A 25,747-nucleotide genomic window follows, 5' to 3' on the forward strand; every position below is an offset into this window, starting at 1 on the left:
CTAGACGGTGCGATTTCGGCCGTGAACATCCATGCCTGCTTTCGCGGCCCGCGGATCCTCTGAGCCAGGGCGCTCCTACCGTTCCCGTCGTCATCGACGTGGCCATGCTCGGCGACGCCAAGGCCACCCACTCACCCGAGTGCTGGTGCAATGACTTTCACCTCAAATGCGTACCACACGGACGACTTCCGGATCAGATGGACGGTACGAGACCTCCGTCAACGCGAATGATAGAGCCGGTGATGTAGGACGCTTTCACGCTGGAGAGGAAGGCGACGGTGTCCGCATACTCTTGCGGGTCACCGTATCGCCCCACTGGGATAGACGCTTCGCTCTCCGCAGCGATCTCCGCGGCAGGCCGATTTTCACGTTTGGCCCTCGCATCGTCGAGGAAGGCGATGCGCTTCGTCCCGATGCGTCCCGGCACAACGATATTGCTGGTGATGCCGTGACGCCCCACCTCTGAAGCCAGGGTCTTCGACCATCCGACGAGGCTCAAGCGGAGAGCATTGGACATGCCGAGGTTGGGGATCGGGGAAACCACGCCGGAGGAGGTGCTGGTAATGATGCGGCCCCACTGCCGTTCGATCATGCCCGGCAGTACACGATCCGAGATGGCAACAACGGATAGAACCATTGCCCGAAACTGATCGGACCATAGATCTTGCTTTTGTCCCGAAACAAGAGTGGGGGGCGGACCACCGGTGATATTGACGAGTATGTCGACAGGACCGAGTTCCTCCTCGATCATCGATACGTTCGAAGGTACTGCGTCCAGGTCAGCCAGATCCCACTCGACGGAAAGTGACTCCCCGGCCAGCCCCGCCGCCGTGGCTGCAAGGGCATCGTCGTTGATGTCCGATATCGCCAAGACAACACCTTCTCGCGAGAGGGTCTTAGCGATTGCACCTCCAAGTCCCCCACCGGCGCCGAGAACGAGTGCGACTTTTCCGTCGAGTCCTAGATCCATGTTTCCTCCGTGGACGTTTACGTCCTCACACTTATGGGTGAGAACAGAATTGAATGGGGTCGGACTCCGAAATCAACCCGAAATGACCGCAAGGGCATTGACTTCGAAAAGGATTCCCGGTCGCAGCTTGACGGTCACTGTCGTGCGGGCCGGGTACGGTTCAGCGAAGAACTCTTTGTAGATAGTGTTCATCTCGTCGAAGTCGCCACCGTCGACAAGGAAGATATTGACTGAAATGACGTCGCCGAGAGCAGCGCCACCGGCGGAAAGTGCCGCCTTGAGATTCTGCAACGCGAGGGTCGCCTGTTCCGCGAACCCGCTCCCCAGGGTCTTATCGGGGAAGTATCCGCATTGACCGGACGTTGCGATGAAGGATCCGATACGCGCACTCGGCGAATAGGGGCCAGAAGGTCCGGGTCCGGCGGGGATCCGAGCAGCGACAAGCGACATTTTGAATTTCCTCCGTAGGGTTCAGAAGAATGTGAGGACGGCATCGACAATGTTGAAATCATCGTCGATGATGGGTACGAACCTGGATTTGTCGAACGCGGTACACGGATGCGAGAGTCCGAAGACCATCACATCGCCGACATCGAGCTTCTGGTCTGGAGCGAGTCGGATGAACGCATGCTGGTCCATCACTTTGTAGACCTGCGTATCCGGACCGAGGTGGCTGACCGTGCGGTCTCGATGGTGGACGCGAAGTACAGTGGGCAGGTTGACGTCGTAGGGGACATCGCGCTTACCACTACCAACAATTGCAATGCCCGGTTCCGGTCGAGAGATAACGCTTCCCCACGCCTCGAGCGCGTTTTCGAGTCGCAACTGCTCGTCAGCAGCGCGACGTCCGTCGAGCGGGGAGAGTGAATGGTACTTGCCGACGTCGTGGCTGAGATAGCATCCGCTTCGCAATACGAGACGGGTGGGTGTTTTTGAGCCACTCCAGTCGGACAGTTTCGCAACGACGCGGTCGAAGTAGGAGCTCCCGCCGGCAGTTACGATGATGGTCTCGGTACCGAAAAGTTTGTGTTCCATCAGCAGTTCTACGACATGCCGAACACGATCGAAATGTGCATCCACCGCGGCGATATCCTCGCAAGCTCCGCCGGAGGTTACGAGACCCTCGTAGGTCTCGACGCCGCCAAGCAGCAGGTGTGATGAACCGTGTACAGCCTCAGCCACCGCCAAGGCGTCCTCAGTAGTGCGGATACCTGCTCGCCCACCGGGGAGGCCCACCTCGAGCAGCACCTTGAACGTAACCTCCGCTCCCGTAGCTGCGATGGCCGCGTCGATCATTGTGATCGCCGCAACGCTGTCGATGAGGGAGAAGAAGTCGAACTCGGGATCGTTGCACATCTCGTTCACGATCCAGTTGATCGTTGCGATGTCGGATAGCTCGTTCGCCATGATGATGCGAGGAACCCCGAAGGTGCGCATCGTAGCGACCTGTGAGGGTGTAGCGGCCGTCATTCCCCAGGCTCCGGCCTCGAGTTGCTTTGCGAACAATTGCGGAGACATGGTCGTCTTGCCGTGCGGAGCGAACAGCGCGCCGCTGCGCGAGCAGTAGTCAGCCATTGTCCGTAGATTGTTGTCAAGCGCCCGACGCCGCAAGGTTGTCACCGGAAGAGCCGTGTCTCCGTTCGCGACGTTCCATCCCTGGTTGCCTACGTCGGAGACCCGGACCGTGGCACCGAGTGGGACCCCCTTGTAGGTGTGGTCGAGGAATCGGTTGGCGAGTTCATGGAATGCCTTGCTCTGCAATGTCATCGCGCCTGCCCGACGGTGTTGGTCAGCGTACCGATACCTGGAATTCGGCATTCGACGGTGTCACCATCGGTGATGACGACAGCGCCCGGAGTGCCGGTCGAGATGATGTCGCCAGGGAAGAGCGGCATCACCTGACTGTGGAAACTCACCAGGAACGCTGGACTGAATGTCATGTTGGAAACGGTGTTGGAGCGTGTCTCCGCACCGCCATTGAGGTCAGTGGTCACCTCGATCTTCGCCAAGGAACCGAAGATGTCGAGCACATCCGCGAGTGGGACAAGTTCAGGGCCGAAGCAGAAGAATGTCGGGAAGTTCTTCGATCGGGTGAGGAACCGGGGGTTGCGCCGCAGAATGTCCTCGGCCGTCTGGTCCAGGATGGTGGTTACGCCCCAAACGAAGTCGAGAGCGTCCGCTTCCGATACGTTCCGGCACGTCCTCCCGATCACGAGACCGATCTCAGCCTCCGCAGTCACGCGGTCGCTCTGCTGCGGAAGTTCGATTGGTGTGTCCGGACCAGCGATCGTGTGGTCGCCCTTGATGAAGGACGCCGGTTCATCGGGCACCGTCTCGGACAAATCGCCCGCGTGATCACGATAGTTCAATCCGATTCCCCAGATCTTGCGCGGGGAGAGGTAAGGCGCGGTGTAGACCGCCCCGTGCGCCGGAGCGAACAGGTCATCCGGAGCGGATGAGGCACGACTCAGAAGATCCTCCTGAGCGTCGCGCGCAATCAACTCGAGAAGGTCGCCCGAGAATCCTGGAAGTAGAACATCCGCGAACAACACTCCGCGTACATGGTCCACGAACGCCGCGCGATCACCACCATTGACCTTGAGCGTAGCTAGCCGCATCTAGTATCTCCTGAATCTCTGTTCGTACGTACGCAATGTAGTGCCCGAGCCGGTTCTGGCATTTAGATCCCGTACCCGCCCTGACGTACTCGGAGCAGCGCGCAGAACGATGCGAACGAACTGCCACACCGATTCGCGCTCGGTTGAACGTCGACGCCTCGGCTATAGCGCCAGCTCACCGCGCGCTGTCCAGGCTTCGAAGCCAGATCCGAGATATGATCATATATCAAGACTTCGCCAATCGCAACAGAAGTCAGGGATCTGATCCACTGAGCGATGGATATGACCAGCATAAGACCCGCTCAACAATGATTTCCTTGCCTCACGAAGCCACGTGGCGTACCGTATATCGAACATCCAGACGGTTGTGTCCAATGTCGATAGGCAAGACTGCACGGAAGGAACCGCCCCTGTGATTGCCAAGACTGAGCCCACCTCGGTGTACGAGCGTTGCCACCGATCCACACGTGCGCTGCCGGCAGAGCGGAAGTCCGATACGGTGTCGCAACACCGCGCCTCGGTGCGGCGCCGCGAAGCGCCGTGATGGATGAGGAACAAAATGCTTGTTCTGTCAGCGGCTTTCGATTCGGGCGTCGAAGCGAATCAGACCATGAGCCAACCGTTCGGTACCTGGAGTCGGTAGCTACTCGTTGCGTGAGCGGTCTTATCATCCACCAACGAACCACAGAAGAATAGGTCCCATGAAATCGAAAGTTATGGTAGCCGTGGTGGCAATCGTGCCACTCCTCCTTGCATCAGGCTGCAGTATCAGTGCCTCCGGAATAGAATTGGGTAGCGGACCGCCAGATTTCCAACTGCACGCATCATCGGCAGTAGGAGACATTCCTGTAAACCACACAGCCCGCGCATTACTACCGACATCCATTCGGGATAGCGGAATCTTGCGTGTGGGCGGCCAAACCTCGCAGCCGCCCTATTTACAGACGGAAAGCGGCGACGTTACGGGACTCGAGTCTGACTTCATCGTGTCGGTGGCCAGAACGCTCGGGCTCGAACCGAAGATGACCAACACCAAATTTATTTCGCTGGTACCGGGTTTGGCATCGGAACGGTTCGACGTTGTTATGGGAAACTTCAGCGATACCCTCGTTCGACAACAGTCCGTCGATTTTGTGGACTACGCCGCCAGCAAGCAGACATTTGTCGTTCGGACGGACAGCGGTACGCAGGTTTCAACCCTGGACGATCTGTGCGGTCGATCGGTTGCCGGTGCGATCGGAGCCAAATCGATCATGCTTATGCACGACCAGTCCATCAAATGTGACAACGCAGGGAAGCGCCCGCTCAAGATCAAGACTTTCCCCACTTTCGCGGATGCAACGCTCGCTCTACTGAATGGGCGTGTCGAGGTCATTCCCATCGACTACGGGCTCGCGCGTGCACTTGTTCGAGGTACCGACGGCAAACTCGAAATCATCGAATCATTCTATGGTCAAGGCTTGATCGGAGTCGGCGTCCGTAAAGGGGAGAGCAATTTGGCCGATGCAATGCAGGCTGCCTTCTCTGTCCTGATGGACAATGGCGCTTATCGGCGAATACTCGACCATTGGGAACTGCAAGGAATGTCGATTCCCGAACCTGTCGTAAATGGAGTTAAGAAATGATGATTGATAACGGGATCCGCGATATTCCATTACAGACGGAGGGGAGGAAGAAGAACGGTCAATATCTGGCTGCGGGTGTTCTTCTCGCTCTATCTGCGTTGCTGACATGGTCCCTTGCCGATAATTCGAATATGCAATGGAGTGTTGCCGGGAGTTACCTTTTCAATGCGGATATCCTCACCGGCCTCGTGAACACGATCGTTTTGACGGTTGTCTGCATGATGGGCGGCACGGTTCTCGGGACACTGATCGCGATTATTCGACTGTCCTCGAACCCGGTCCTTCGCACGGTGGCCTGGGTGTACATCTGGATCTTCCGCGGAACACCACTGCTGGTTCAGCTCATCTTCTGGTACAATCTTGCGCTGATATTCCCGGTGCTCGGAATTGGTATTCCATTCACCGATATCTCCACCTCGACGCCTACGAACGCCATCGTCACCGCGTTGGTCGCCGCAGTCCTCGGATTTACTCTAAATGAAGCCGCGTATATGGCGGAGATCATGCGCTCAGGCATCAGTTCCGTCGATCCCGGTCAGAGAGAGGCGGCCTTGTCGTCGGGCATGACGGAAAGCAAGGCGATGCGACGGATCGTACTTCCGCAGGCTATGCGGGTAATTGTGCCGCCTACTGCAAATCAGGCAATTAGCATGCTCAAGAACACATCATTGGTAGCCTTCATATCGGGTGGTGACATCCTGTCGCGAGTCCAGAACATCTATGCGGTCAATTTCAAGGTTATTCCACTGTTGTTGGCGGCGCTCTTCTGGTACCTGATGGTTACCACGGTCGCTTCGATTGGCCAGTACTACCTTGAGAAGTCGGTTGGAAAGGGATTCACTTCATTCTCCCCCGACCAGGTGGACGTATTGCCAGTCGATGTACAAAATGCTCCAGTAAAATCGATTGATTGGAAATAGACTGTGTCCGATATCGTCGAGCTTCGCCATATTCATAAGTCTTTCGGTAAGAACCATGTACTCAACGACGTGAGCCTGACTGTCTCCGAGGGTTCCGTGACTGCTATATTGGGCCCCTCCGGTTCGGGGAAATCGACAATGCTCCGGTGCATCAATCACCTGGAGTCGATCGATGCTGGCGAGATAATTGTAGACGGCCAGCATATAGGTTACCGTCGGGAGAAAGATAAGCTCAAGGAACTGTCCGGAAAGGAGCTTGCCGCACAGAGAGCGGCTATCGGGATGGTTTTCCAGCGGTTCAACCTGTATCCACACAAAACAGTACTCGAGAACATTATCGAGGCTCCGGTCAATGTCTTGAAGCAGCCATTAAAAGAAGCCAAGGAGAGGGCCACGGAATTGCTCTCACGGGTCGGGCTTCTAGCCAAGGCCAATGCGCATCCGGCTCAACTTTCCGGTGGGCAGCAACAACGAGTAGCGATTGCTCGAGCATTGGCCATGCGTCCGAAGGTCATGTTGTTCGATGAGCCGACGTCCGCCCTCGATCCCGAGCTTGTCGGCGAGGTACTGCATGTGATGCGGGAAGTTGCCGAAACAGGAATCACGATGATGGTAGTGACGCATGAGATCGCCTTCGCACGTGAGGTGGCGTCCGAAGCGATCTTCATGGCCGACGGCAATGTTGTCGAATCCGGGGATCCAAAAATTGTGCTAACGCGCCCCCAGCAACAGCGGACGAGGGAATTTCTCGCACGGGTACTCTGACTGTTACCTTCGATCAGCATCATGTCCGCCGCTGGCACCGCTGGACCCCTGCTGGCCAACCTGGCCCACGCCCCCTGGTCACCGTCCTCACCGTCGATCAACAATATTCCGTATACTGTCGTGGGATCTGTGGCATCTGTGCGCCTGCACGATGAGTAGCCCGGATGGTTTGTGCCTGTGGGGCTTGCCATCCCGAGCTGGGGTGGCGTAGAGCCAGTCTGCGATGGGTCTGATTTCGCTCGGGCGCCGTTCATCGAGGTGGAGATCTGATCGGGATCAGTATGGCATGTACGAGATATACTCATGCTATGTCTGCAAAACAGCTTCGGCCCCTTGCCGCCCGCCCTGACAACCTCACATCGATGGTGTTCGAAGAAATTAGGGACAGCATTGTCGACGCAACGATCGCCCCGGGCAGCAGAGTCAGCGAGGCGTCGCTTGCCTCACAGCTGAAGGTGAGTAAGACCCCCGTCAGGGAAGCTCTACTACGTCTTCGGCACATCGGTTTGGTGGAACCGACTCAGCGCGGGTTGCAGGTGATATCGCCATCGGTCAAGGCAATCAGAGACGCCTACGAGTTCCGCGCCGGAATCGAGGGAGTCGCTGGCCGTTACGCCGCAAACCGAGCGTCTACCGAGGAGCACGAAAATATTGTCCTTCTCGCGGAACACTCGCTGGCATATGCGGAGTCCCATGACGCGGAAAGCTTCCGACATTACGACCGGGAGTTCCACTCGGCAATAGCTGCTGCCAGCCGAAATGAGAATCTTCGCCAGGCAGTCCAGGACTCGCTGGTGCTCACATCTGCACTGCGTGAGCGTGATGCCCAAACCTCAGGGGATTCCGTAGCGTGTGCCCGAGAACATGTTTCCGTAGCGGAGGCCATCCGTGCTGGCAACCCTGAACGCGCCGGGAGCACGCTGAATGAGCATATACTTCATGTCATGTCTCTGGTTTTGTCGTCTAAACCAGGAGTAAACACTGCGGGTTTGCGCGTCAACCTAGTTGACACCGGCGTCTCAACCAACATCGTGTGATTCCGCGACATGATAGTTCCACAGATTTCCGTTTCTCGAGATCTGTTTGCGGACGGCTACTCTTCGCGAAGAAGGCCGCCGGTCGAGTGGCCCGGGGGAATCGCACTAAAAAATAACCCCGGAGTTCGTTGGAGTGTTCGTCTCTGGTTCCTCGCTGGACCTGAGGGTTTTCCGTGTTCTGGTGGTTTTTGGCCGTTCTGACTCAACTTCGGGTATTCCGAGCAGTTCTCGCGTTTGATGATTCTTCGGCGGTGATGTTGAAGGTCAGGAGGCGCGGTGGGGTTGTCGGTCGTGCGGGATCTGCGCGAGATGCGTGCGCCTGCGGGCCCGGAGGAGATCGAGCGGTTCGAGACCGACGTCTTCGCTGGGTTTGTCCTCGCCCGTTGCGCGGCTGGCTTGTCGGACAACACGATTCGCTCGGACGTCAGCCACTTGGAGCAGGTGCGGACCTGGTTCGGGAAACCGTTGTGGGACATGCTGCCTCCGGACGCGGACGTGTATTTCGGGACGGTGCTGGGCCCGGTGCCGATCCCCACGAGACTCGCTCGGGCCCAAGCGATCAAGACCTATTTCGAGTTTCTGGAGCTGCGACACAAGGTCGAGATCCACAACCTGACGGGCTGGATCGTCGAGTGCCCGATCGACGAGATCAACCGGCCCAGAGGGCGGCTCAACGCGAAGCTGCGCATCCCGCCGGCCGCCGAGCAGATCGCACGGCTGTTCGCCGGGTGGCGCGGGGAGGTGGCGACCTGCCGCAAGTTCGGGCCTGTTGCCCGCAACTACGCCGCAGCGAAATTGATGAGCGAGGTGGGGTTGCGGGTCAACGAGGCGCGTCAGCTGGATCTGGCCGATATCAAGTGGGATCTGGGCCGGTTCGGCAAACTCCATGTCCGCCATGGCAAAGGCGCTCGGGGTTCCGGGCCGCGCGAGCGCATGGTGCCGTTGATCAACGGCGCGGGCCGGATCCTGCGCTGGTTCGTCGAGGACGTGTGGTGCCAGCTCGGCGACGATCCCGCCCGGTTGGGCGCGCCACTGTTCTGCTCGGAGCGCCGTAACGCCGATGGCACCGCGGCCTGGGTGAGCGGCGAGACGTTGCGGGCCGGTCTGGCCGAGGCCGCGGTCCGGCATCTGCCGGAATGGCCCGACAGTCTGACTCCGCATGTTCTTCGTCACTTCTGTGCAGGAAACGCTCGGTCACTCCTGGGTTGCCACGACGATGAATTACATCCATGTTCATCGCACGCACGTCGAGGACGCGTGGCTTGCCGGGCAGGACCGCGCCGCTGCGCGTCTGAAGGGACTGGGGATATGAGGTGGAACTTGCGGTTGGCCGCCGCTAACCGCGGCATCTGGAAGGCCAGCGAGCTGCAGCGCCAGCTCGCTGATCACGGCCTGGTGGTCAGCGCCGGGAAGATGTCCGGGCTGTGGTCGGGCAGCCCGGCCAGTATCAAGCTCGAGGACCTGGACATCATTTGCGCCGTGCTGGGCTGCGGGGTCGAGGAGATCCTCATTCCCGAGCCTGACAAGGTCAACCGGCCGGTCACCGACGCCGAGCCGACGGCCTCGACCGGAACCAGCGGGCCGACAGTGACGCCCAAACGCCGTGACGGCCGGTCACTTCCACCCGAATGACCAGGCGGAGACCGGAGTGGCTCGAGCAGACACGGGCTGCCCGGCGGGCCCCGGACAACCAGGCGGACAGCTGCCCCGAATGCCTGGCCTGGGGGGTGTTGTATGGCGGCTACTGCCGCGCCTGCTACGACTTCCGGCGGCCGCCACCCCAGCGCCGTCTGCGCTGTTTGTGCTCGGGTCGTGCCGCTGAAGAACGGCTATTGCCGCCTGTGCTGGCTGCAGGCCGCCGCGCTGGCCGCGGATCCACTGATCGTCACCGAGGACGATCTCGCACGGGTCACCTACCACCAGTTGTGGTTCGCGGGGATGACCAAGATGCGCGGCCCGCGTTCCGGGGTGCGGTTGCGCGCCCGCGTCCGGGCGAGGATCGCCGCGCTGCCGTCATCAGAGCCGGAAACGGTGACCAGCGGACAACTGCAACTCCATCTGCCAGGGGCAGGTCGGGTTTTCGACCGGGCCCAGCATGCCGAGCTCACCAGCCCCGCGCTGGTTCGCGCGCGCCGGATCGCCCGAGCACTGGGCGAGGGCCGTGGCTGGAACACCAAACTGGCCGCCGAACTGGACCGGGCGCTGGTCATCCTGCTGTCCGGACATGGCGACGGCGAACAGTTCCGCTACTCGGACCTGATCGGCGTGCTGCACCGTTATGGCGTCAGCATCAACCGGGTCGCCGAAGTGCTGACCGAGCTGGGATTACTGGTCGATGACCGCGTCCCGTCCTTCGACACCTGGCTCGAGAGCAAACTCGCCGATCTGACGCCGGGCATCGCCGCCGACGCCCGCAACTGGGCGCTGGTGTTGCAGCGCGGCGGGCCCCGCAGCCGGCCCCGCAACATCAACACCGTCCGCATCTACGTGCGCGCCGCCCATCCCGTGCTGGTCGAGTGGTCCGGCCGATACGACCACCTGCGTGAGGTCACCAGCGGCGACGTCAGAGCGGTCGCCGGCGCCTTGCACGGTCACCAGCGGCGGCGAACCCTCGGCGCGCTGCGCTCTTTAACGCGGCACTGCAAAAAGAAGGGCACCATCTTCGTTGACCCCGCAGCGCGAGTCCGCCCCGGCCATCGCGACGAGCCGATCATTATTCCCTTGCGCGGCAGCCAAATCGACGAGGCAACAAAGGCCGCGACCACTCCAGCAGCCCGGATCGCGCTCGCCCTGGCTGCAGTCCACGCCGCCCGGCCCGAAGCCATTCGCACCCTGCGCCTGGACGACGTCGACCTCGGCAACCGGCGGCTGACCATCGGCACCGTGACCCGCCCCCTCGACGAACTCACCCACCGGCTCCTGCTCGACTGGCTCGAATACCGGCGAAAACGCTGGCCCAACACCGCCAACCCGCACCTGATCATCAACAAACAGACCGCCTCGACCACCCGCGCCATCAGCGTCAACGCACTCACCGCGCCGTTCCGTCAGCGAGCCGCCACACTCGAAACCTTGCGGGTCGACCGTCAACTCGACGAAGCGCTCATCCACGGTCCCGACCCACTCCATTTGGCCGTTGTGTTCGGGCTCGACGAGACCACAGCGATCCGATACTGCGCAGCCGCGCGAGTGATCCTCGAAACCCCAGCCGAGCAATACGACCCACTGGGTTGAGCACGAACCCAAGGATGGACTCGCCCCAAATCCCTTGAACGTCCTTGGGTTCCCGCCGAAGAACCCTCAGTTAGCCTGAACCCCAGGCAAAGCAACGCCCTCCTCCCGAACCACCCATGCGACTTTCACCGCAAGCAGCTCTCCGGTGATTTCGTGTGCGCGACAAAAGATCCGGTATGGATGTGGCGATGACATTCGCGGCAGAAACGAGGGTCTTGCGCCGCATTCGTGCCATCAGTTGCGCCCATGCCGGTTGTGGCCGTCCGGGTTTGGCGAGATCGGCGAGACGGACGACGTGGTGGACCTCCACCTCACCGTCGCGTTTGCAGATCTCGCATCTCCCAGTGAGCAGCCGCGAGATTATCTCGCGACGGCGCACTGTGGACTGGACGGGCTGACGATCGCGCAGCACCGCCAGCTTCTGCCGTCGCAGTGGAATACCTCCGAACCGCGCGACCAGCGGTTTCCTGCCGTCGCGTTCGACGGTGACCTGCAAGCACTTTCGCGGGCCGCGACTGGTGGTCACGGTCGTCTTGTGCTTGTGTGACATCTTCGACACCGACGAACGATGCTTGGCGGCCAGCGTTTTCAGCAGCGAGACATGCCGTCCACGGTCCCCCGGTGACCCCGGGCGTCATCGCTCCGTCATTGGAGTAGATCCTCCCGTAGGCCGCCAGGAACAATTCCTTGTTGAACAGCTGCCGATAGAGCCGTTCCAACGGCAGGCCACGCCTGCCGCGTTCCCGGATGACAGCGAGAACCGTTTCAGCACTCTGCATTACGCATACCTCCCGATCCTGCGTTCCGCGTAATTCGGATTGGCTGGAGCTGCGATTTATGCTTTGACGTGCGTGGATATAGGTGGACGCGGCGAGGGACCGTGTCTCTAGGCGGTGGTATCGGTGCTGGTCAGGGGGTTGGGGTGAGTTCGATAACTTGCTTGGGTGTGGGGATGTCGAGGGCGGCGAGCAGGTCGCGTTGAGGCTTGGTGAGGTCGGTGGTGCGGCGGAAGGTCCCGGCCGAGCCGGTGAAGGTGCCCACGTGGATGCGGTCGAGCTCGCGGCGGGTCGTGTTCCAGGTTGCGCCGGTGCGGGTTTCGGCGATCCGGACCAGCAGCAGAGCGAGCCAGCAGAGCACGACGTGGGCGCGGATGCGTTCTTCGAGCCGGTGGTAGACCGGCCGCAGGTCCAGGACCGATTTCATATCGCGCCAGCCTCGTTCGACCTCGAGAAGTTGCTTGTATCCCACCGCGATGTCTTCACTGGACAGGTTCGGGTCGCTGCAGTGCAGCAGGTATTTTCCGTCGAAGTTTGCTTCGGCCTTGATCTTCGCCGCGTCGATACGCAGCTTCCCGCCGGTCGTCACGCGCAGGAACCGGTTCAGCCCCGGCTTGCCGGCGATCTTGCCGCGCAACTCACCGCGCTTGAACTCCGAGAGCGTGTCGCTGCCCTCGATCACCTCGGCCAGCGCCGCGACGAGGTGATCGCGGGTGGCGCGATCGCGCTCGGCGGCGTCGGGGTTGTAGCAGATCACGAACCGTTCCGAGTCGCTGACCCGCACTTCCTTGACCCGCATATTGCCCGCGATGTCGAGGTAGCGGCCTTGCCGTGACATCGCTGCCTTCACCTCCGCCGACCCCGAGCGCAGTTTCTCTCCGATGATGTAGTGGTGGTCGCCTTGACGCAGGTAGCGGTGGTTTTCCGCCGAGGAGAAGCCGCGGTCGGTGACCCACACGATCTTCGACAGCGTCCAGTCCCGCATGTCGTCCTTGACTTGGCGGATCAGCACCTGATCGCTGGCGTTGCCCGGCCAGCACCAGCACCGCACCGGAATCCCGTCCCGGGTCACCGCCATCCCGATCACGATCTGCGGCAAGTCATCTCGCGAATCCTTCGACTTGCCGAAGGTACGAAACCCCGCCATCGTCTCCCCGCTACCGCTGGTGTCGGGTGCGGGGTTGCCGCGGGCATCGCGGGCGATGGGCTCATCAGCGCCTTCGACCTCGAAATACGTTGAGGTGGTATCGAAGAACAGCAGATCCACTTCCAGATTCAGCAGGGTCGCGACCCGGTCGAACACCTGTTTTCCAGCTCGTCGGTCACCGCGTGCAGCCAGTCCATCGCCCGGTAACAGGCATCATCGGTGGTTTCGGCCAGTCCGGGAATGTGCACGTCACCGCAGATCCAGTCCGCCGCAGCCAGTTTCGACGACGGGGATAACGCGCGGTTGGCGACCAGCCCGAACAGGACCCGCTCGGTGACACTCACGTCGCGGCGAGGGCCCCGCCGCCCGGGCCCGAGCCGGCCCACGATCGCATCTATGCCCAGCCACCGCCATAGATGATCGAGAACATACGCCCCACCGAACGCCCTGGAGGAAACGAACACCAACTCCGGCCCCGACGCCGTCGCGGCCAGGGCATCGGCCGGATCCAGCAGCCGCGACAACGACCCCACCAGGCGTTTGACCGCGTCACGGTCGAGTTCGTCCTCCCGCCCGAAGGTGAACAGCACCTTCGGTATCGCCCGGCCCTTGACCGGATCCCACACGTTGTGCGCCAGATGTAGATACCTGACCGTGCCGGACTTGTTGTCCCGCTTGGTCGTCTTCACGTACACGACTCCAGACCATATGACAAAACCACAGCACAAGCCACATAGAAAACAAGAATCGCGTCTCTAGGAGAAATCAGCGCTCCTCCGCGTTGCATCCGCCCGACCAGCGGATACACCCAACCGCTACCTCCAGAACCTCCGAATTACGCGGAACGCAGGTGTGGTGGTGTATTTCGTACTGGCGATGACGTTGTTCTTCGGCGACGCCTACGAGGAGGTGATGCGCAAACTGGCCGATGGGCTGGTGTTTCTGCGGTCGTGGGATGACGACTGGCATATGCCGAGTTCGGCGGCGCTGTGCAAGGCACGCGCCCGGCTGGGTGAGGAACCGTTGCGTGAGCTGTTCCGGCGGGTGGCGGTGCCGCTGGCTGGTCCGGGAACACCGGGTGCGTGGCTGGCGGGGCGGCGGATGATGGCCGTGGACGGGGTCCAGATGGATGTGCCGGACACCGAAGACAACGAGGAGGTGTTCGGGCGCGGCAAGACCCATCAGAGCCTGGACGACCCGTACCCGAAGGTGAAGGTCGTCGCATTGGCCGAGTGCGGCACTCACACGATCGTCGATGCACAGATCGGCGCGATCGAGACCGACGAGCGTGAGCTGGCGCGGGCGTTGCTGGACGGATTCTGTCCCGAGATGCTGGTCATCGCCGACCGTGGGTTCTTCAGTCACGAGTTTTGGCGCGAGGCCACCGCGACCGGCGCGGATCTGCTGTGGCGGGTGCAGTCGATGGTGAGCCTGCCTGTGGTGCAACACCTTCCGGACGGATCGTTCCTGTCCCGGCTGGCCGACAAGGCCCAACGCCAACGCAACCGCCGCAACCAGGCCAGAGGCACCGGCACCGCGCCGGAGGGAGTGCCGATACGGGTCATCGAGTACGAGATCGGTAACCGCGGCCGGGACGAGCTGGGCCCGATCCGGCTGATCACCACCATCCTCGACCACGAGATCGCACCGGCAGTCGAGCTTGCCGCGGCCTACCACCATCGGTGGCAGATCGAGACCAGTTTCGCCGAGATCGAAACCAGCCAGCGCGGCAGCTACCGGGTGCTGCGCTCGCACAGCCCGGCCATGGTGCGCCAAGAGATCTGGGGCCTGTTGACCACCCACTACGCCATCCGCGAACTGATGTATCACGCTGCGGATTTCGACTCCACCGACCCGTTACGGCTGTCGTTCATCCGCACCCTGCGCGTTGCCCGGCGGCACATCACCGGGCAAGCGGGTTTTTCCCCCTGACCGACTGACCACAGCCATCACTCACGCCGTCGCCGAGATCCTCGAACGCACCAACCCGCACCGCCACCGCAGCTACCCCCGGGTGATCAAACGGGCCGGTCGCCACAAGTTCGGCCGAAAAGACCTACAGCACAAGAACATCAACCACACCACCCGAGCCGAGATTCAGCTACACCGCCGCGTAAGTTAACGGCATTGGCACCAAACCCGGGGCGATTCAGTACCGATTCCCCCGGTCAATGTTCATCGGTTAACGCGGAATCTGTTCAGCTCCTGAAGGAGAACATCAACACAGAATTCGGAACCTGACCTGTCTCACCGGGTTTGACAGAGCATCAGGATCCCGCAGGAGATGGACACGGCGTCGGCGCGGGCCACCCGCGGGAGATGGACTCGACGAATCCTTCGGCAGCACATATTGAGTCACGGCCAGCACGCGGCGGGCGGCGCTCGCGGCGTCGAGCGGATCGGACTTGCCGCGCAACCTGCGAGCTTCCCGGTCCGGACCGCTGACCTGCACCACTGCGATCGAGCGCGACCGGAGACAGCGCGTGAGTCCGGCGCTGTAGCAGCCGGTGCCTTCGACACCGATGCGGGTCACGGTCCCGACAATTCCAGTCAGGCCAGCAGGGCTCGGTGACCGTCTGCTGGGCATCCACATCAACGTCGCCGTCGGGTGGCAGCAACACTCCGCCGACGCGGCTCCCCATCCAACTACCTCGCGGAAAGTACTTGCCTGATAGGAAAGCGATGAGGTACTTTCCTATCAGGCAAGTAGTTCGAAGTAAGAAAGCTTTGAAGGAGACAACGATGGCGAACAACCCCACCCCCAGCGAAGCCGCCCGAGCGTTGCACGAGATCAACGAGCGCACGAACCAGGCGGTGGACTCCACCGGGCGCGCCCGCTGGGTCGACATCATCTTCGGCGTGGCGATCTTCGTGATGCTCGCGGCGCCGGACTTCCTCGGCAAACACGCGGCGGCGGTATCGAGCATGATCATCGCGGTGATCGCCGTGGGCTACAACTGGCTGGGCCGCACCCGCCGGGGCGCGGCCGTCTTCGGCCAGCCGACCCGAGTACGCCGACAAGCGATCTCACGCCGATTCAGCATCCCCGCGGTGACACTACTGCTCACGGCCATGGCACTCGGGATCGCGCTCCCGCTGCTGGGCCTGCATCCGCTCGCGGGCGTGCCCTACTCGCGCACGATCCTGGGCGCCGTCCTGGGACTCACCCTGATCGTCTTCGGCCGCAGGCTGCAGAACACCCTGAATGCCCTGGCCCACAACGGTCACCGCCCCGAAAGCGACACCCTCGATGGACACCACTGACCTGGACCCGCTGCTGCTGGACCCGACGCGTCTGTCCATCGTGTCACTGCTGGCAGCCACCCACTGGGCCGAGTTCGGCTGGGTACGCGACGCGGTGACGATGTCCGACTCGGCACTGTCCAAACAGATCACCAATCTGACCAAGCACGGATACGTCGAGATCGAGAAGGGCTACGTCGGCAAACGCCCCCGGACATGGCTGAACCTCACCGACTCCGGGCGACACGCGTTACAAGCCCACATCGAAGCCCTGCAACGCATCGCCACGCAATCCCAGCAAACCGGCGAAACCTACACCCCGACCAGTCCGAAACCCAACTGACCCAACAACTTTCACGAGCAAGCGGGACTCCCGCACGAACCCTCGACACAATCTCGCACAGTGCGGAATTCATACCGTTCGTTCAGATCGGAGTTGACAGAAAATGAATCAGCCCGGATCCACCGACCGCATTCTGCGGTCGGTGTGAATATGGAAACGGAGATGCTCTGCGAGCTGCGATGATGTGACTTGCGAAGGTCCACATCAGCAGGTTCGAAGGAGCATCTCCGAAGTGCAGTCTGTCCCTGTCGTCGGGTGCGGTGTCTGCCCGGTTCGGTGAGCGGAATCTGATCAAGTACGGCGGTCTGGTGCCGGTGGTGCGTTTGGCGGAGCGGTGCAGGCTGCCGGAATTGGGGGCTGACCTTCTGCGATGGAAGTCTTCGGTCAACTCGATCGAACTCGAACGGTTACCGCGCAGCCCCGTCACGATCCGGTCCTCGACGACGCGTGACGGGGGAGTGTCGGACAGTCGATGGGGCAACGTGACCCCCGACCCGAGAGCCGCGGCATCGTCGGCCACCTCGGCGAAAGGTTTTGTTCACCAAGGAAGTTGGCAACTGCACTCCGACGCCGAGCCGACAGGGCGTGGCATACGGTGATCGGAGATGTCCAGAGGGTCGGGCAGGTGGGATCGACTGTCCGGTGATCCAGTGATGTTGTGCTGGAATCTGATTAGGTCCACGGCGGCGCGGGCAATCTTCGACCCGCGTGCCGAATGTACTGCCACGGAAACAGAAAGAAGCTCACTCGATGAAGTTGACTATCCCCCATGCCATAGCCACCTGTGCAGTGGCCGGATTCGCTGTTGCGGCCGTACAGGCGGCGCCGGCCCATGCAGATACGGGGCATTGGGGCGCGCTGGCGAAGTCGCCGTTGACCGGTCATACCGCGGCCGCATGGAACGCACCCACCCCGCAAGCCGCCGACGCCCAGGCACTCGCCCAATGCAACCAGGGCATACCGCCCGGGATCCCCACCGGTTCCGGACACTTCGGTGGACCCGACTGCGAGATCGTGGGAGATAAGATCGGCGCCGGTCAGTGCGCCGCGATGGCCCAGGGCGACGGCGCCTCCCGCGAGGATCGCCGCCGTCACGACGAGCTCCATGAGGGCCCCAACTCCATCGACGCCGTCTATTCGTGGGCCCAGGCGCCGCAGTTGTCCGTCGCGGTCGTCGAGGCCCTCACCGGGAACACCGGCCGCCAACCGCATATCGTGCAGCAGTTCTGCCAAACCTGAGCCCCGATCCACCGAGTGAAATGGCTTGGGTGACTGTGAAATAGGAACGGAGACGCCCTGCGAGCTGCGATGATCTGGGTTGCGAAGCTCAGTTCACGCGGGTCGAAGGAGCATCTCCGAGGTGAAGTCGGTCATGTCGGTACGGGCGGTGTCTGCCCGGTTCGATGATCGGAATCTGATCGGGTTCGCCGGGTTGGTGCCGGTGGTGCGGTTGGCGGAGCAGTGCGGGCTGCCGGAATCGACCGCTGACCTCCTGCGTTGGAAATCGGCACCGAACTCAGCAGGTGCGGTGCCAGTGGCGAAGACACTGGCGCTGGTGTTCGGGATGGTCACCGGTGCCGACACGATCGATGGGATGGACCGGTTGCGCCACGGCGCGATGGGTAGAGCATTTGTCGGGATCCGGCGCCGTCGACGCTGGGATCGTTTCTGCGGGCGTTCACTCACGGGCATGTGCAGCAGTTGGCGACGGTGTGCCGGAAAGTGTTGCCCGCGTTGTCCTCTCACACACCGTTGTTGCCGGGCGCGGATGCGATCGCCTACGTTGATGTCGACGACACGATCCGCCACACCTACGGCTACGCCAAACAAGGCGTAGGAATTGGGTATTCGAAGGTCAAAGGACTGAACGCGCTGATCGCGGTGGTGTCCACGCCGCTCCCGCGGCCGGTGATCGTGGCCGCGAGACTGCGCCGCGGCGCGACGAATTCAGCGCACAATGCAGGCAGTTTCGTTGCCGAGGCGATCAAGACCGCCCGTTCGGCGGACGCGACGGGAATGGTGGTGGTGCGGGCGGACTCGGCGTTCCACGCCGAACAGATCGTTGCCGCCGCGCGTGGGTTGAGCACGTATTTCTCGGTCACCGTCCGGATGAACGCCTCGATCCGGGCCGCGATCAGCAATATCGACGACAATGCGTGGACCCCGATCAGATACCCGCAGGGCGTTGCCCCGGCCCCGATGATGATCTACCCGTCCCCGCACCACGTGGTTGACCGGCCGCACCGCTGGCAGGGCATCGCGGGTGTAGAGGACTCTGCCCAGCCGCACCCCGCCCAGCAATGTCAGGCACTCGTTCGAATCCAACGCGATCAGCCCGGATTCCGAAGGGCAGGTGCGACGCTACGGTGGATCGGAGGCATTTGGCATCACCGTGCCAGTCACCCCTGCCCGTTAAGGGGAAACCAGGGCAAGCGCTCAACCGGTCCGAGATGTACTGCCGACGAGACAAGTTTCACCCAACCGGCAGCGTTCGGGGCCCAGGTTATCGAGAAGGCCATCCCCTGCGACAGCGCCGTGACGACGTCCCAGCGCCGCGTTCCGGTGCGGGTCCCACGGCGGCGACCGACGATTTTGTCCGTTCCGTCCAGGTTTGCGTAAGACCCCGGTCACAGGTGTCTCATTTTGAGATATGCGTCACAGGATGTTCGAGTAGCGTGAGTGTCGCGAGGATGAAGCCGAGGTTACAGATGATGAGCAACGTGGACACCAGCACGCGCCTGCTGCAAGCAAGGGACGATTTTCTGACCTCGGGTTCCGTCGACGATGCATTGGTCTCCGGTACTGTCCGCGATTCCTGGCAACGCTCGCGGGAGCTTCGCGTGCATCCTGATCGGGTGGACCTGCCGTTTGTGCGGGAACCGGACCTCGATTCCCCGTTGGTCATCGCGGCGGCGCCGATCGTGCACCAACTGGGCGACGATCTGGCGGCCCAATCAGTCAGCATCATTCTCACATCGGCGGACGGATTAGTCCTGGACCGCGCCGCTCCCGATGCCGCTATCCGCGCCACCCTCGACGAAGTGCAATTGGCGTGCGGATATAGCTACGCCGAGAAGTTCGTCGGCACCAATGGAATCGGCACCACGGCCGAAACCGGGCGTGCCACCTTCATCCAGGGCGGGGAGCACTATCTCGGCACCCTCGGACGGCTTGCCTGCGCCGGCGCTCCCATCCGAGACCCGCTCTCGGGCCGCGTCGCCGGGATTCTCGATCTCACGTGCTGGGCACGGAAATCCGATCCGCTGCTGGTCGCCCTTGCCAAGACCGCCGGTGCCCAGATCGAGGATCGTCTGCGCGCACAGGCCACCGAAAGCGAAGCCGCCCTGCTGGAAACGTATCTGCGGCAGTGCCGTCGCTATCCCACCGGTGTACTCGCCGTCGGCGAGGACATCGTGCTGATGAACCCCTACCTGCGGCAAGCTCTGGACGCGCTCGATCAGCACGCGCTGCTCGGGCACGCCGCCGACCTTCAGCGCTCGCTGTCTTCCACGGCCGGTGCCGTACTGCCCAGTGGATACTTCGCCAAAGTGACAGTCGCCGAACGACTTACCTCCCGCAGTGGCCGCACGCACATCGTGGCCCACGTCGCATTGACCGACAGCGCCGCCAGCAGTATGCGGCTCGTGAACCATCCTCCGCCGGTGCCCGGACTCGCGGGAAGCAGTAGTTCGTGGCGCAGAAGCTGCCGGCAGGTCGAACGATGTTGTATTGATCGGAACTGGGTAGTACTCGACGGGGAGTCCGGGTCGGGCCGTGCCAAGCTGGCTGAAATGGTTGCCCACCATATTCACCCGGAACGGACGATTCGCATACTGCGTCTGGACCGATGCCGCGACATCGAGGAAGCTCTCATCGCCCTCGAGACCGAGATCGCCAAGGATGACTTCGATATCGTTCTCACCAATATCGACGAATTGCCCGAGGACCTCATTGAGCCGGTGTCCACCGTGCTGCAATCTTGCGCGGGCCGTGGTTGGATTGCCGCCACGATGACCTCCGCCGATCCGTCCCCTGCGGCGGAGGCCCAGCTACTGCCGCTGTTCATGCACACTGTCCCCGTTCCTGCCCTGCGGCATCACATCGAGGATCTCGATGATCTGGTGCTGTCTCTGCTCCGGGAACTCACCAGGGGCGCGGACGTCAGGATGTCCCCCGCCGCGCTTCGGCAGCTCGCGAAACTGTCATGGCCCGGAAATATCGCCCAACTCCGCCGAACGCTCGCCGACACGCTCACCCGTCAACGCTCCGGCGTCATCACACCCGACAAGCTCCCACCCGAATGCCATTCGCTGATCCGGCGCACCCTCACCCCCATGGAAGCACTGGAGCGTGATGCGATCGTGCGCAGCCTCCACGACCACAACGGTGACAAGCAGGCCGCAGCCGCCGATCTCGGTATCTCCCGCGCCACGATGTATCGCAAGATCAGGCAGTTCGGCATCACGTAGTTTCCGGGGCGCCGACAGCGCCCCCATACCTCCGCGATTCGGTCGCGCCTTCGCGGCGCGGCCGCGCGTCGAAGGCAGCAGATATGGCTCCCGGGCACGTCCAGACGGGTCCGAGACTCCAGCGCAACCCCCATACATCTCTGTGACGCACATCTCACATTGAGACGCCAGAGGCTAGGTCACAGCATTCGATGAATTCAGCGAACATCGCGCACTCAGCGAATCGGCCGGCTGTGGACCCAAAGGAGGTGCACATGACCAGGCGCAGCACGACGAACGCGCAGGCGCAGGCGCAGATAGTCATCCGACCGCGGCGCTGCGGACATTGTACGGGCCGGGCGTGCGCCCCGCCCACCACCGCTCGAGGACACTCATTAGTCCCCAGAAACGGGGGCAACGTAATTCCACGGCGATACACAATGCTCGTTCATCCTCGACCCGGCCGCTGTACGCGCGTGTCCCGCAATCGAACACGACCGGAGGCATGAACTACGACGTGACCTGGGTTCGGTCCTCGTTGAGCCAGTCGAACTCCCTGCGATCCACTCGATCGGTGGATGTAGACGCGGGCTCGACGATCGAATTCGCCATCCGCTGGGCACCTTTCGGCGGGGCAGGCCACGGTGACCTGCTTATTGCATTCGGTGTCGGCCGTCGGCGATTCGTGGAGATGCTCCACGAAGGTCCTGCGGGTTCGCCGAACCGATGACAAGGAGGTGCGATGGACAAAGAGCGCTCTGCTGACAATGTTGGTGCCGGTATGGCGGATCGACGCCGCCACACCGCAGCCGACACGGGTCTTGCACTGACAGCTGGCAAGAAACGCAGTTGGCGGCGTGCGATGATGTGCACGTGCGGATTTGGCTCAGAGCGACCGCCTTCGACTACCGGACCAGCCCGATCGGCGCGTACAATCTGATTCGCGATTGGCAGCTGAACCGTTGGTGCGCAATCGAATTGGTACAGCACGCCCTCGATGAATGCCTTCCCTGGTGCCGCCTGCCGAACGAACGTCTGTTTCTGGGACCGTGATCGATCTTTCGGGTGAAAGCGCAAGACGCTCTCGCTATACCGGCAACGGCGCCGGTGGTAGTTCACAACGAAGTGGACCCGGAACCTTCACCACGACCCGTCACCTGGGCATATCCCAACCACAACAAGCCGCAGTTCGACTCGCGAAAGCCGATCGACTCAAAAGGCACGCCCCGGATTCAAGATTCCAGCAGGGTCGAAGACGGCTTTGAGCTGACTCATCAGTTCTGCCTGCACAGGCCCGACCATGGATTCCAGATAGGGACGCTTGAGATCTCCGACGCCGTGCTCGCCGGTTATCGACCCGCCGAGCGCTAGACAGTCCTGGATCATCTCCTCGAACGCAAGTGAAGCTCGCTCCACGGCAACGGGATCGGCAGCGTCGAACACGATCGTAGGGTGCAGATTCCCATCGGCTGCGTGTCCGAACGTACCGATGGTCAGGTGGTGACGCTCGGCGATCCCCCGGATGGCATCGAGCATTTCGTGCAACCGCGGCACCGGTACCGCAAGATCATCGAGCAGTGTGCTGCCGCGGCGTTCGAGGGCCGGCAGCGCCAGACTTCGAGCCTGCATGAGCGCGGCGCTCTCGGTCGCGTCAGCACTCATGTAGACCTCGGTGGCCGCCGCGGCTCGGCACTCCTGGGCGCACCGCTCGGCTTCCGCCGCGGCGGACTCACCGTCACATTGGATCATCAGCAGGGCTGCGGCCGTCTCGTCCAAGCCCATCCGGGTCATCGCGTTGACCGCGGAAAGTGTTGTATGGTCCATGAATTCACACAGGCTGGGATCAGCCACCGCTCGGACGGACAGCACCGCGTCCACGGCCTGATCCGAGGCGCCGAAGGATGCCACAACCGTGGCGGTCTGCGGGCCCCGGGTACGCAGCCGCATCGTCGCTTCCACGATGACCGCCAGAGTTCCTTCGGACCCGACCAACAGCTGGGTCAGGTTGTATCCGGCGACATTCTTGCGGGTTTCGGCCCCGGTGTGGATTATCCGGCCGTCCGCGAGCACGGCTTTGATCCGTGCGGCATGGTCTCCGGTGACACCGTACTTCGCGCAGCACGGGCCGCCGGCGTTGGTCGCCAGATTTCCGCCGATCGTCGACATGGCCCGGCTTCCAGGATCGGGTACGTACCAGAGTCCTCGTTCAGCCGCGGCGGATGCGAGATCGCCGTTGACGACCCCGCATTCGACAGTGGCGGTCCGTGCTCGTCCATCGATCTCGATGATCCGGTTCATCTGCTCGGTGCTGAGCACGATGCAGCCATCGATCGCGTTGGCGCCACCGGCGAGACCGGTTCCAGCGCCCCTGGTCACGACCGGAACGCGATATCGATGCGCGATCCGCAGTGTCGTGACCACATGATCGACACTCCGGGCGCGGACCACCACCGTCGGGCGGCCCGCCGGTGAGAGTAACGACTGGTCGCGGGTATACCCGATCATGATGTCGCCGTCGGTGACGACGAGATCACCGAGCGATGCCGTCAATTCCGCGACAAGACCGGTCATCGCAACGGTCGTCCCCATCTTCATACCGTTTCCGATCAGCCGAAGGTCCGGCGCTACGGCGTGATCTCCAACTCCCCCATCCGCGACCACTCGGCCACACCGGGGAGTTCCGTATTGATAATGCGGGGAGTCTCATACAGCGCTGGGCGCATCACTTCCAAACCCTTACGGAAATGCTCTGCGTTGACGTGCTCGGAACCGGCCTGGCCATCCTGAAACGCCTCCACCAGGACGTACTCCGCAGGATCCTCCGTACTGCGGCTCCAGTCGAACCAGAGGTTGCCCGGCTCGGACCGAGTCCCTTCGGTGTATTCACGAGTGAGCAGCGGCCAGCTGTCCTGGAACTCTTCCCGGACCTTGAACTTCACCACGATGAAAATCATGCTCGCGTGTTCCTGTTCAGTAGATGTTGGACGGCCGGACCATGCCTTCGGCGAGATCGCCGAATCCGGGGGCGATGATCGCGCCGGGATTGACGTCGATCTCCTCCACGATGGCGGTTTCGGTCGTAATGAGAAGTGCCGCAATCGATGCGGCGCTCTCCAGTGCCGCGCGGGTGACCTTGAACGGGTCGATCACACCTTCGGCGAACATATCGCCGTAGGTGCCGGTCAATGCGTTGAACCCGTGTCCGACGGACAGTTCCGTCACCTCCCGGACCACCTCGTCTCCGTCGAAACCGGCATTGATCGCGATCCAGCGCAACGGCTCGGCCAGGGCGCGTCCTACAATGTCTCGGCCGACAGCCTCGTCGCCACGGAGGTCGAGCTCGGTCAGCAGGCGGTGCGACTGCGCAAGTGCGGTGCCACCACCGGAGACGATTCCTTCCTCGACCGCAGCGCGAGTTGCCGCGAGCGCGTCCTCGACTCGCAACATCCGTTCCTTCAGCTCGACGCTGGTCGCGCCGCCGACGCGGATCACCGCGACGCGTCCGGTGAGGCGGGCGATGCGCAATTCGATGCTGTCTCGGTCGGCGTCGATCCTTGCCCGGTCGAACTGGGCCCGCAGCTGTGCCACCCGGGCGTCGAGCAGCCGTTCGTCGCCGCGACCGCCGACGATTGTCGTCGTGTTCTCGGTCACCGTGATCCGATCGCACGAACCGAGGTGATCAATGGTCACCTCGGACAGTTCGATCCCGGTGTCCTTGGCGACGACATGTCCCCCGAGTGCCACCGCGAGGTCCTCGAGTTCGGCGACGCGGCGGTGCCCGAAGCCTGGGGCGCGCACCACGACCGAGGCCATCGTGTTGTGCATATTGCCGCCGACCAGGAGCTGCAGTGCGGGCCCGTCGACGTCCTCGGCGAGCACGACCAACGGCCGGTCGGCGCGTTTGGCCACCTCGATGCTGGACATGATGTCCTGTACCTGGGTGATCTTCTTGTTGGTCAGCAGGATCAGCGGTTCACTGTGTACCGCCTCCATCCGCTCCGGATCGGTCACCATGTAGCCCGAGGTATAGCCGTGGTCGAACTCGATGCCATCGACGATGTCGACCGAAAGCCCCAGCCCGTCGCTCTCCTCGGTGGTCACGACCCCGGACCTGCCGACGTAGTCGACGGCCTCGGCCACGGCCATACCGATCGTTTCGTCGTCACTGGCCGCGAGTGCCGCGATCCGCCGCAGGTCACCGCGGTCGCTGACTTCGGCAACCTGTTCGCGCAGCGCCTCGATGACCGCGGACACCGCGCGCTCGATACCGCGCCGCACACGCATCGGGTTGGCGCCGGACTCCACCGCGCGCAAGCCCTCGCGAACCATGGCCTGCGCAAGCACCGTGGCCGTGGTGGTGCCGTCCCCCACCACGCCATTGGTTTTCATCGCGACTTCCTTGACCAACTGCGCTCCCATATTGGCGAATGGGTCCCGAAGCTGTATCTCGCGCGCGATGGTCACGCCGTCGTTGGTGATGGTGGGCGGGCCGGTGAGCTTTTCCAGAACCGCGTTGCGGCCCTTGGGACCGAGGGTTACCTTGACCGCGTCGGCCAGAGCGTTCACCCCCTGCTCCAACCTCGAACGCGCGTCGGTGTTGTAGCGCAACTGCTTTGCCATG

21 protein-coding genes and 2 pseudogenes are annotated in these 25,747 nt (G+C 62.3%); 14 read left to right on the forward strand and 9 right to left on the reverse strand.

Annotation, left to right across the window (positions count from 1 at the left end; translation table 11 throughout):
- Positions 1 to 193: 193 nt before the first annotated feature.
- From NM2_RS42920 to NM2_RS42935, 4 genes are all read right to left on the reverse strand, one after another.
- A complete protein-coding gene (locus tag NM2_RS42920; RefSeq protein ID WP_067682527.1) occupies positions 194 to 970 on the reverse strand; it encodes an SDR family oxidoreductase in 777 nt (258 codons plus the stop codon).
- A 72-nt stretch (positions 971 to 1,042) separates the two neighbouring features.
- A complete protein-coding gene (locus NM2_RS42925) occupies positions 1,043 to 1,420 on the reverse strand; it encodes a RidA family protein (protein ID WP_067682529.1) in 378 nt (125 codons plus the stop codon).
- Positions 1,421 to 1,441: 21 nt separating this feature from the next.
- Entirely contained in the window at positions 1,442 to 2,737 is a 1,296-nt protein-coding gene (locus NM2_RS42930; protein ID WP_067682530.1) for an amino acid deaminase, read from the reverse strand.
- Positions 2,734 to 3,588: a fumarylacetoacetate hydrolase family protein gene (locus tag NM2_RS42935; protein WP_067682532.1), complete on the reverse strand. Its 855-nt coding sequence runs from the start codon at positions 3,586 to 3,588 to the stop codon at positions 2,734 to 2,736. The genes NM2_RS42930 and NM2_RS42935 overlap by 4 nt, the downstream gene beginning before the upstream one ends.
- Before the next feature lie 701 nt (positions 3,589 to 4,289).
- On the opposite strand from NM2_RS42935, the gene NM2_RS42940 reads away from it, so the two are divergent.
- From NM2_RS42940 to NM2_RS42970, 7 genes and pseudogenes are all read left to right on the forward strand, one after another.
- Positions 4,290 to 5,213, forward strand: coding sequence for a transporter substrate-binding domain-containing protein (locus NM2_RS42940; RefSeq protein ID WP_084532174.1), 924 nt, complete (start codon positions 4,290 to 4,292; stop codon positions 5,211 to 5,213).
- Positions 5,210 to 6,133, forward strand: coding sequence for an amino acid ABC transporter permease (locus tag NM2_RS42945; protein ID WP_218026107.1), 924 nt, complete (start codon positions 5,210 to 5,212; stop codon positions 6,131 to 6,133). The genes NM2_RS42940 and NM2_RS42945 overlap by 4 nt, the downstream gene beginning before the upstream one ends.
- Positions 6,134 to 6,136: 3 nt before the next feature.
- Positions 6,137 to 6,898, forward strand: a complete 762-nt coding sequence (locus NM2_RS42950) for an amino acid ABC transporter ATP-binding protein (protein WP_067682537.1) — start codon at positions 6,137 to 6,139, stop codon at positions 6,896 to 6,898.
- A gap of 308 nt (positions 6,899 to 7,206) precedes the next feature.
- Positions 7,207 to 7,935 carry a GntR family transcriptional regulator gene (locus NM2_RS48395; protein WP_084532176.1) on the forward strand — a complete coding sequence of 243 codons (729 nt, stop codon included), beginning with the start codon at positions 7,207 to 7,209 and terminating at the stop codon, positions 7,933 to 7,935.
- 798 nt (positions 7,936 to 8,733) lie between these two features.
- Positions 8,734 to 9,057, forward strand: a pseudogene (locus tag NM2_RS53200) (site-specific integrase); the annotation flags it as partial.
- A gap of 186 nt (positions 9,058 to 9,243) precedes the next feature.
- The gene (locus NM2_RS42965; RefSeq protein WP_067682542.1) at positions 9,244 to 9,567 is read left to right on the forward strand and encodes a helix-turn-helix domain-containing protein; all 324 of its coding nucleotides are present in this window, start codon (positions 9,244 to 9,246) and stop codon (positions 9,565 to 9,567) included.
- A 180-nt stretch (positions 9,568 to 9,747) separates the two neighbouring features.
- Positions 9,748 to 11,169, forward strand: a complete 1,422-nt coding sequence (locus NM2_RS42970) for a site-specific integrase (protein ID WP_067682546.1) — start codon at positions 9,748 to 9,750, stop codon at positions 11,167 to 11,169.
- Positions 11,170 to 11,239: 70 nt separating this feature from the next.
- Here NM2_RS42970 and NM2_RS53205 read toward each other — a convergent pair whose 3' ends face one another.
- Complete coding sequence (locus tag NM2_RS53205) at positions 11,240 to 11,581, reverse strand: HNH endonuclease (RefSeq protein ID WP_369690368.1); 342 nt, start codon at positions 11,579 to 11,581, stop codon at positions 11,240 to 11,242.
- Here NM2_RS53205 and NM2_RS49870 point away from each other — a divergent pair.
- Positions 11,468 to 11,716, forward strand: a complete 249-nt coding sequence (locus NM2_RS49870; protein WP_157121814.1) for a hypothetical protein — start codon at positions 11,468 to 11,470, stop codon at positions 11,714 to 11,716. The genes NM2_RS53205 and NM2_RS49870 overlap by 114 nt on opposite strands.
- Positions 11,717 to 12,078: 362 nt before the next feature.
- Here NM2_RS49870 and NM2_RS42980 read toward each other — a convergent pair.
- A pseudogene (locus NM2_RS42980) lies at positions 12,079 to 13,787 on the reverse strand (IS1634 family transposase).
- A gap of 163 nt (positions 13,788 to 13,950) precedes the next feature.
- Here NM2_RS42980 and NM2_RS42985 point away from each other — a divergent pair.
- The 6 genes from NM2_RS42985 to NM2_RS43025 all read left to right on the forward strand — a co-directional run bounded on the left by NM2_RS42985 (position 13,951) and on the right by NM2_RS43025 (position 21,147).
- A complete protein-coding gene (locus NM2_RS42985; RefSeq protein ID WP_157121816.1) occupies positions 13,951 to 15,024 on the forward strand; it encodes an IS4 family transposase in 1,074 nt (357 codons plus the stop codon).
- An 810-nt stretch (positions 15,025 to 15,834) separates the two neighbouring features.
- Positions 15,835 to 16,356 (forward strand): hypothetical protein, encoded by a 522-nt coding sequence (locus NM2_RS42995; protein ID WP_067682550.1) that lies wholly within the window; start codon positions 15,835 to 15,837, stop codon positions 16,354 to 16,356.
- Positions 16,343 to 16,678, forward strand: a complete 336-nt coding sequence (locus tag NM2_RS43000; protein WP_067682553.1) for a winged helix-turn-helix domain-containing protein — start codon at positions 16,343 to 16,345, stop codon at positions 16,676 to 16,678. Before NM2_RS42995 ends, NM2_RS43000 begins: the two co-directional genes overlap by 14 nt.
- A gap of 750 nt (positions 16,679 to 17,428) precedes the next feature.
- Positions 17,429 to 17,917 carry a DUF4189 domain-containing protein gene (locus tag NM2_RS43010; protein ID WP_157121818.1) on the forward strand — a complete coding sequence of 163 codons (489 nt, stop codon included), beginning with the start codon at positions 17,429 to 17,431 and terminating at the stop codon, positions 17,915 to 17,917.
- Between the two features lie 483 nt (positions 17,918 to 18,400).
- Positions 18,401 to 19,297 (forward strand): transposase, encoded by an 897-nt coding sequence (locus tag NM2_RS53210; RefSeq protein WP_439956986.1) that lies wholly within the window; start codon positions 18,401 to 18,403, stop codon positions 19,295 to 19,297.
- A gap of 92 nt (positions 19,298 to 19,389) precedes the next feature.
- A complete protein-coding gene (locus tag NM2_RS43025; RefSeq protein ID WP_245718518.1) occupies positions 19,390 to 21,147 on the forward strand; it encodes a sigma-54-dependent Fis family transcriptional regulator in 1,758 nt (585 codons plus the stop codon).
- A 1,191-nt stretch (positions 21,148 to 22,338) separates the two neighbouring features.
- Here NM2_RS43025 and NM2_RS43040 read toward each other — a convergent pair.
- The 3 genes from NM2_RS43040 to groL are packed head-to-tail and all read right to left on the reverse strand — an operon-like array spanning position 22,339 to position 25,746.
- Positions 22,339 to 23,715: an FAD-binding oxidoreductase gene (locus tag NM2_RS43040; protein ID WP_067682601.1), complete on the reverse strand. Its 1,377-nt coding sequence runs from the start codon at positions 23,713 to 23,715 to the stop codon at positions 22,339 to 22,341.
- A 35-nt stretch (positions 23,716 to 23,750) separates the two neighbouring features.
- On the reverse strand, positions 23,751 to 24,080 hold the full coding sequence (locus NM2_RS43045; protein ID WP_067682574.1) for a putative quinol monooxygenase: 330 nt from the start codon (positions 24,078 to 24,080) through the stop codon (positions 23,751 to 23,753).
- Positions 24,081 to 24,096: 16 nt separating this feature from the next.
- Positions 24,097 to 25,746 (reverse strand): chaperonin GroEL, encoded by a 1,650-nt coding sequence (groL, locus tag NM2_RS43050; RefSeq protein WP_067682577.1) that lies wholly within the window; start codon positions 25,744 to 25,746, stop codon positions 24,097 to 24,099.
- Between the last annotated feature and the right edge of the window lies 1 nt (position 25,747).

This window comes from Nocardia miyunensis NBRC 108239, from assembly GCF_001613065.1.
Lineage (GTDB): Bacteria > Actinomycetota > Actinomycetes > Mycobacteriales > Mycobacteriaceae > Nocardia > Nocardia miyunensis.

What these genes read in the sequence shown, in the direction of transcription:
- NM2_RS42920 (WP_067682527.1), bottom strand. Translation starts at nt 970, where the DNA reads ATGGATCTAGGACTCGACGGAAAAGTCGCACTCGTTCTCGGCGCCGGT.
- NM2_RS42925 (WP_067682529.1), bottom strand. Translation starts at nt 1,420, where the DNA reads ATGTCGCTTGTCGCTGCTCGGATCCCCGCCGGACCCGGACCTTCTGGC.
- NM2_RS42930 (WP_067682530.1), bottom strand. Translation starts at nt 2,737, where the DNA reads ATGACATTGCAGAGCAAGGCATTCCATGAACTCGCCAACCGATTCCTC.
- NM2_RS42935 (WP_067682532.1), bottom strand. Translation starts at nt 3,588, where the DNA reads ATGCGGCTAGCTACGCTCAAGGTCAATGGTGGTGATCGCGCGGCGTTC.
- NM2_RS42940 (WP_084532174.1), top strand. Translation starts at nt 4,290, where the DNA reads ATGAAATCGAAAGTTATGGTAGCCGTGGTGGCAATCGTGCCACTCCTC.
- NM2_RS42945 (WP_218026107.1), top strand. Translation starts at nt 5,210, where the DNA reads ATGATGATTGATAACGGGATCCGCGATATTCCATTACAGACGGAGGGG.
- NM2_RS48395 (WP_084532176.1), top strand. Translation starts at nt 7,207, where the DNA reads ATGTCTGCAAAACAGCTTCGGCCCCTTGCCGCCCGCCCTGACAACCTC.
- NM2_RS42965 (WP_067682542.1), top strand. Translation starts at nt 9,244, where the DNA reads ATGAGGTGGAACTTGCGGTTGGCCGCCGCTAACCGCGGCATCTGGAAG.
- NM2_RS42995 (WP_067682550.1), top strand. Translation starts at nt 15,835, where the DNA reads ATGGCGAACAACCCCACCCCCAGCGAAGCCGCCCGAGCGTTGCACGAG.
- NM2_RS43000 (WP_067682553.1), top strand. Translation starts at nt 16,343, where the DNA reads ATGGACACCACTGACCTGGACCCGCTGCTGCTGGACCCGACGCGTCTG.
- NM2_RS43010 (WP_157121818.1), top strand. Translation starts at nt 17,429, where the DNA reads ATGAAGTTGACTATCCCCCATGCCATAGCCACCTGTGCAGTGGCCGGA.
- NM2_RS43025 (WP_245718518.1), top strand. Translation starts at nt 19,390, where the DNA reads ATGAGCAACGTGGACACCAGCACGCGCCTGCTGCAAGCAAGGGACGAT.
- NM2_RS43040 (WP_067682601.1), bottom strand. Translation starts at nt 23,715, where the DNA reads ATGGGGACGACCGTTGCGATGACCGGTCTTGTCGCGGAATTGACGGCA.
- NM2_RS43045 (WP_067682574.1), bottom strand. Translation starts at nt 24,080, where the DNA reads ATGATTTTCATCGTGGTGAAGTTCAAGGTCCGGGAAGAGTTCCAGGAC.
- groL (WP_067682577.1), bottom strand. Translation starts at nt 25,746, where the DNA reads ATGGCAAAGCAGTTGCGCTACAACACCGACGCGCGTTCGAGGTTGGAG.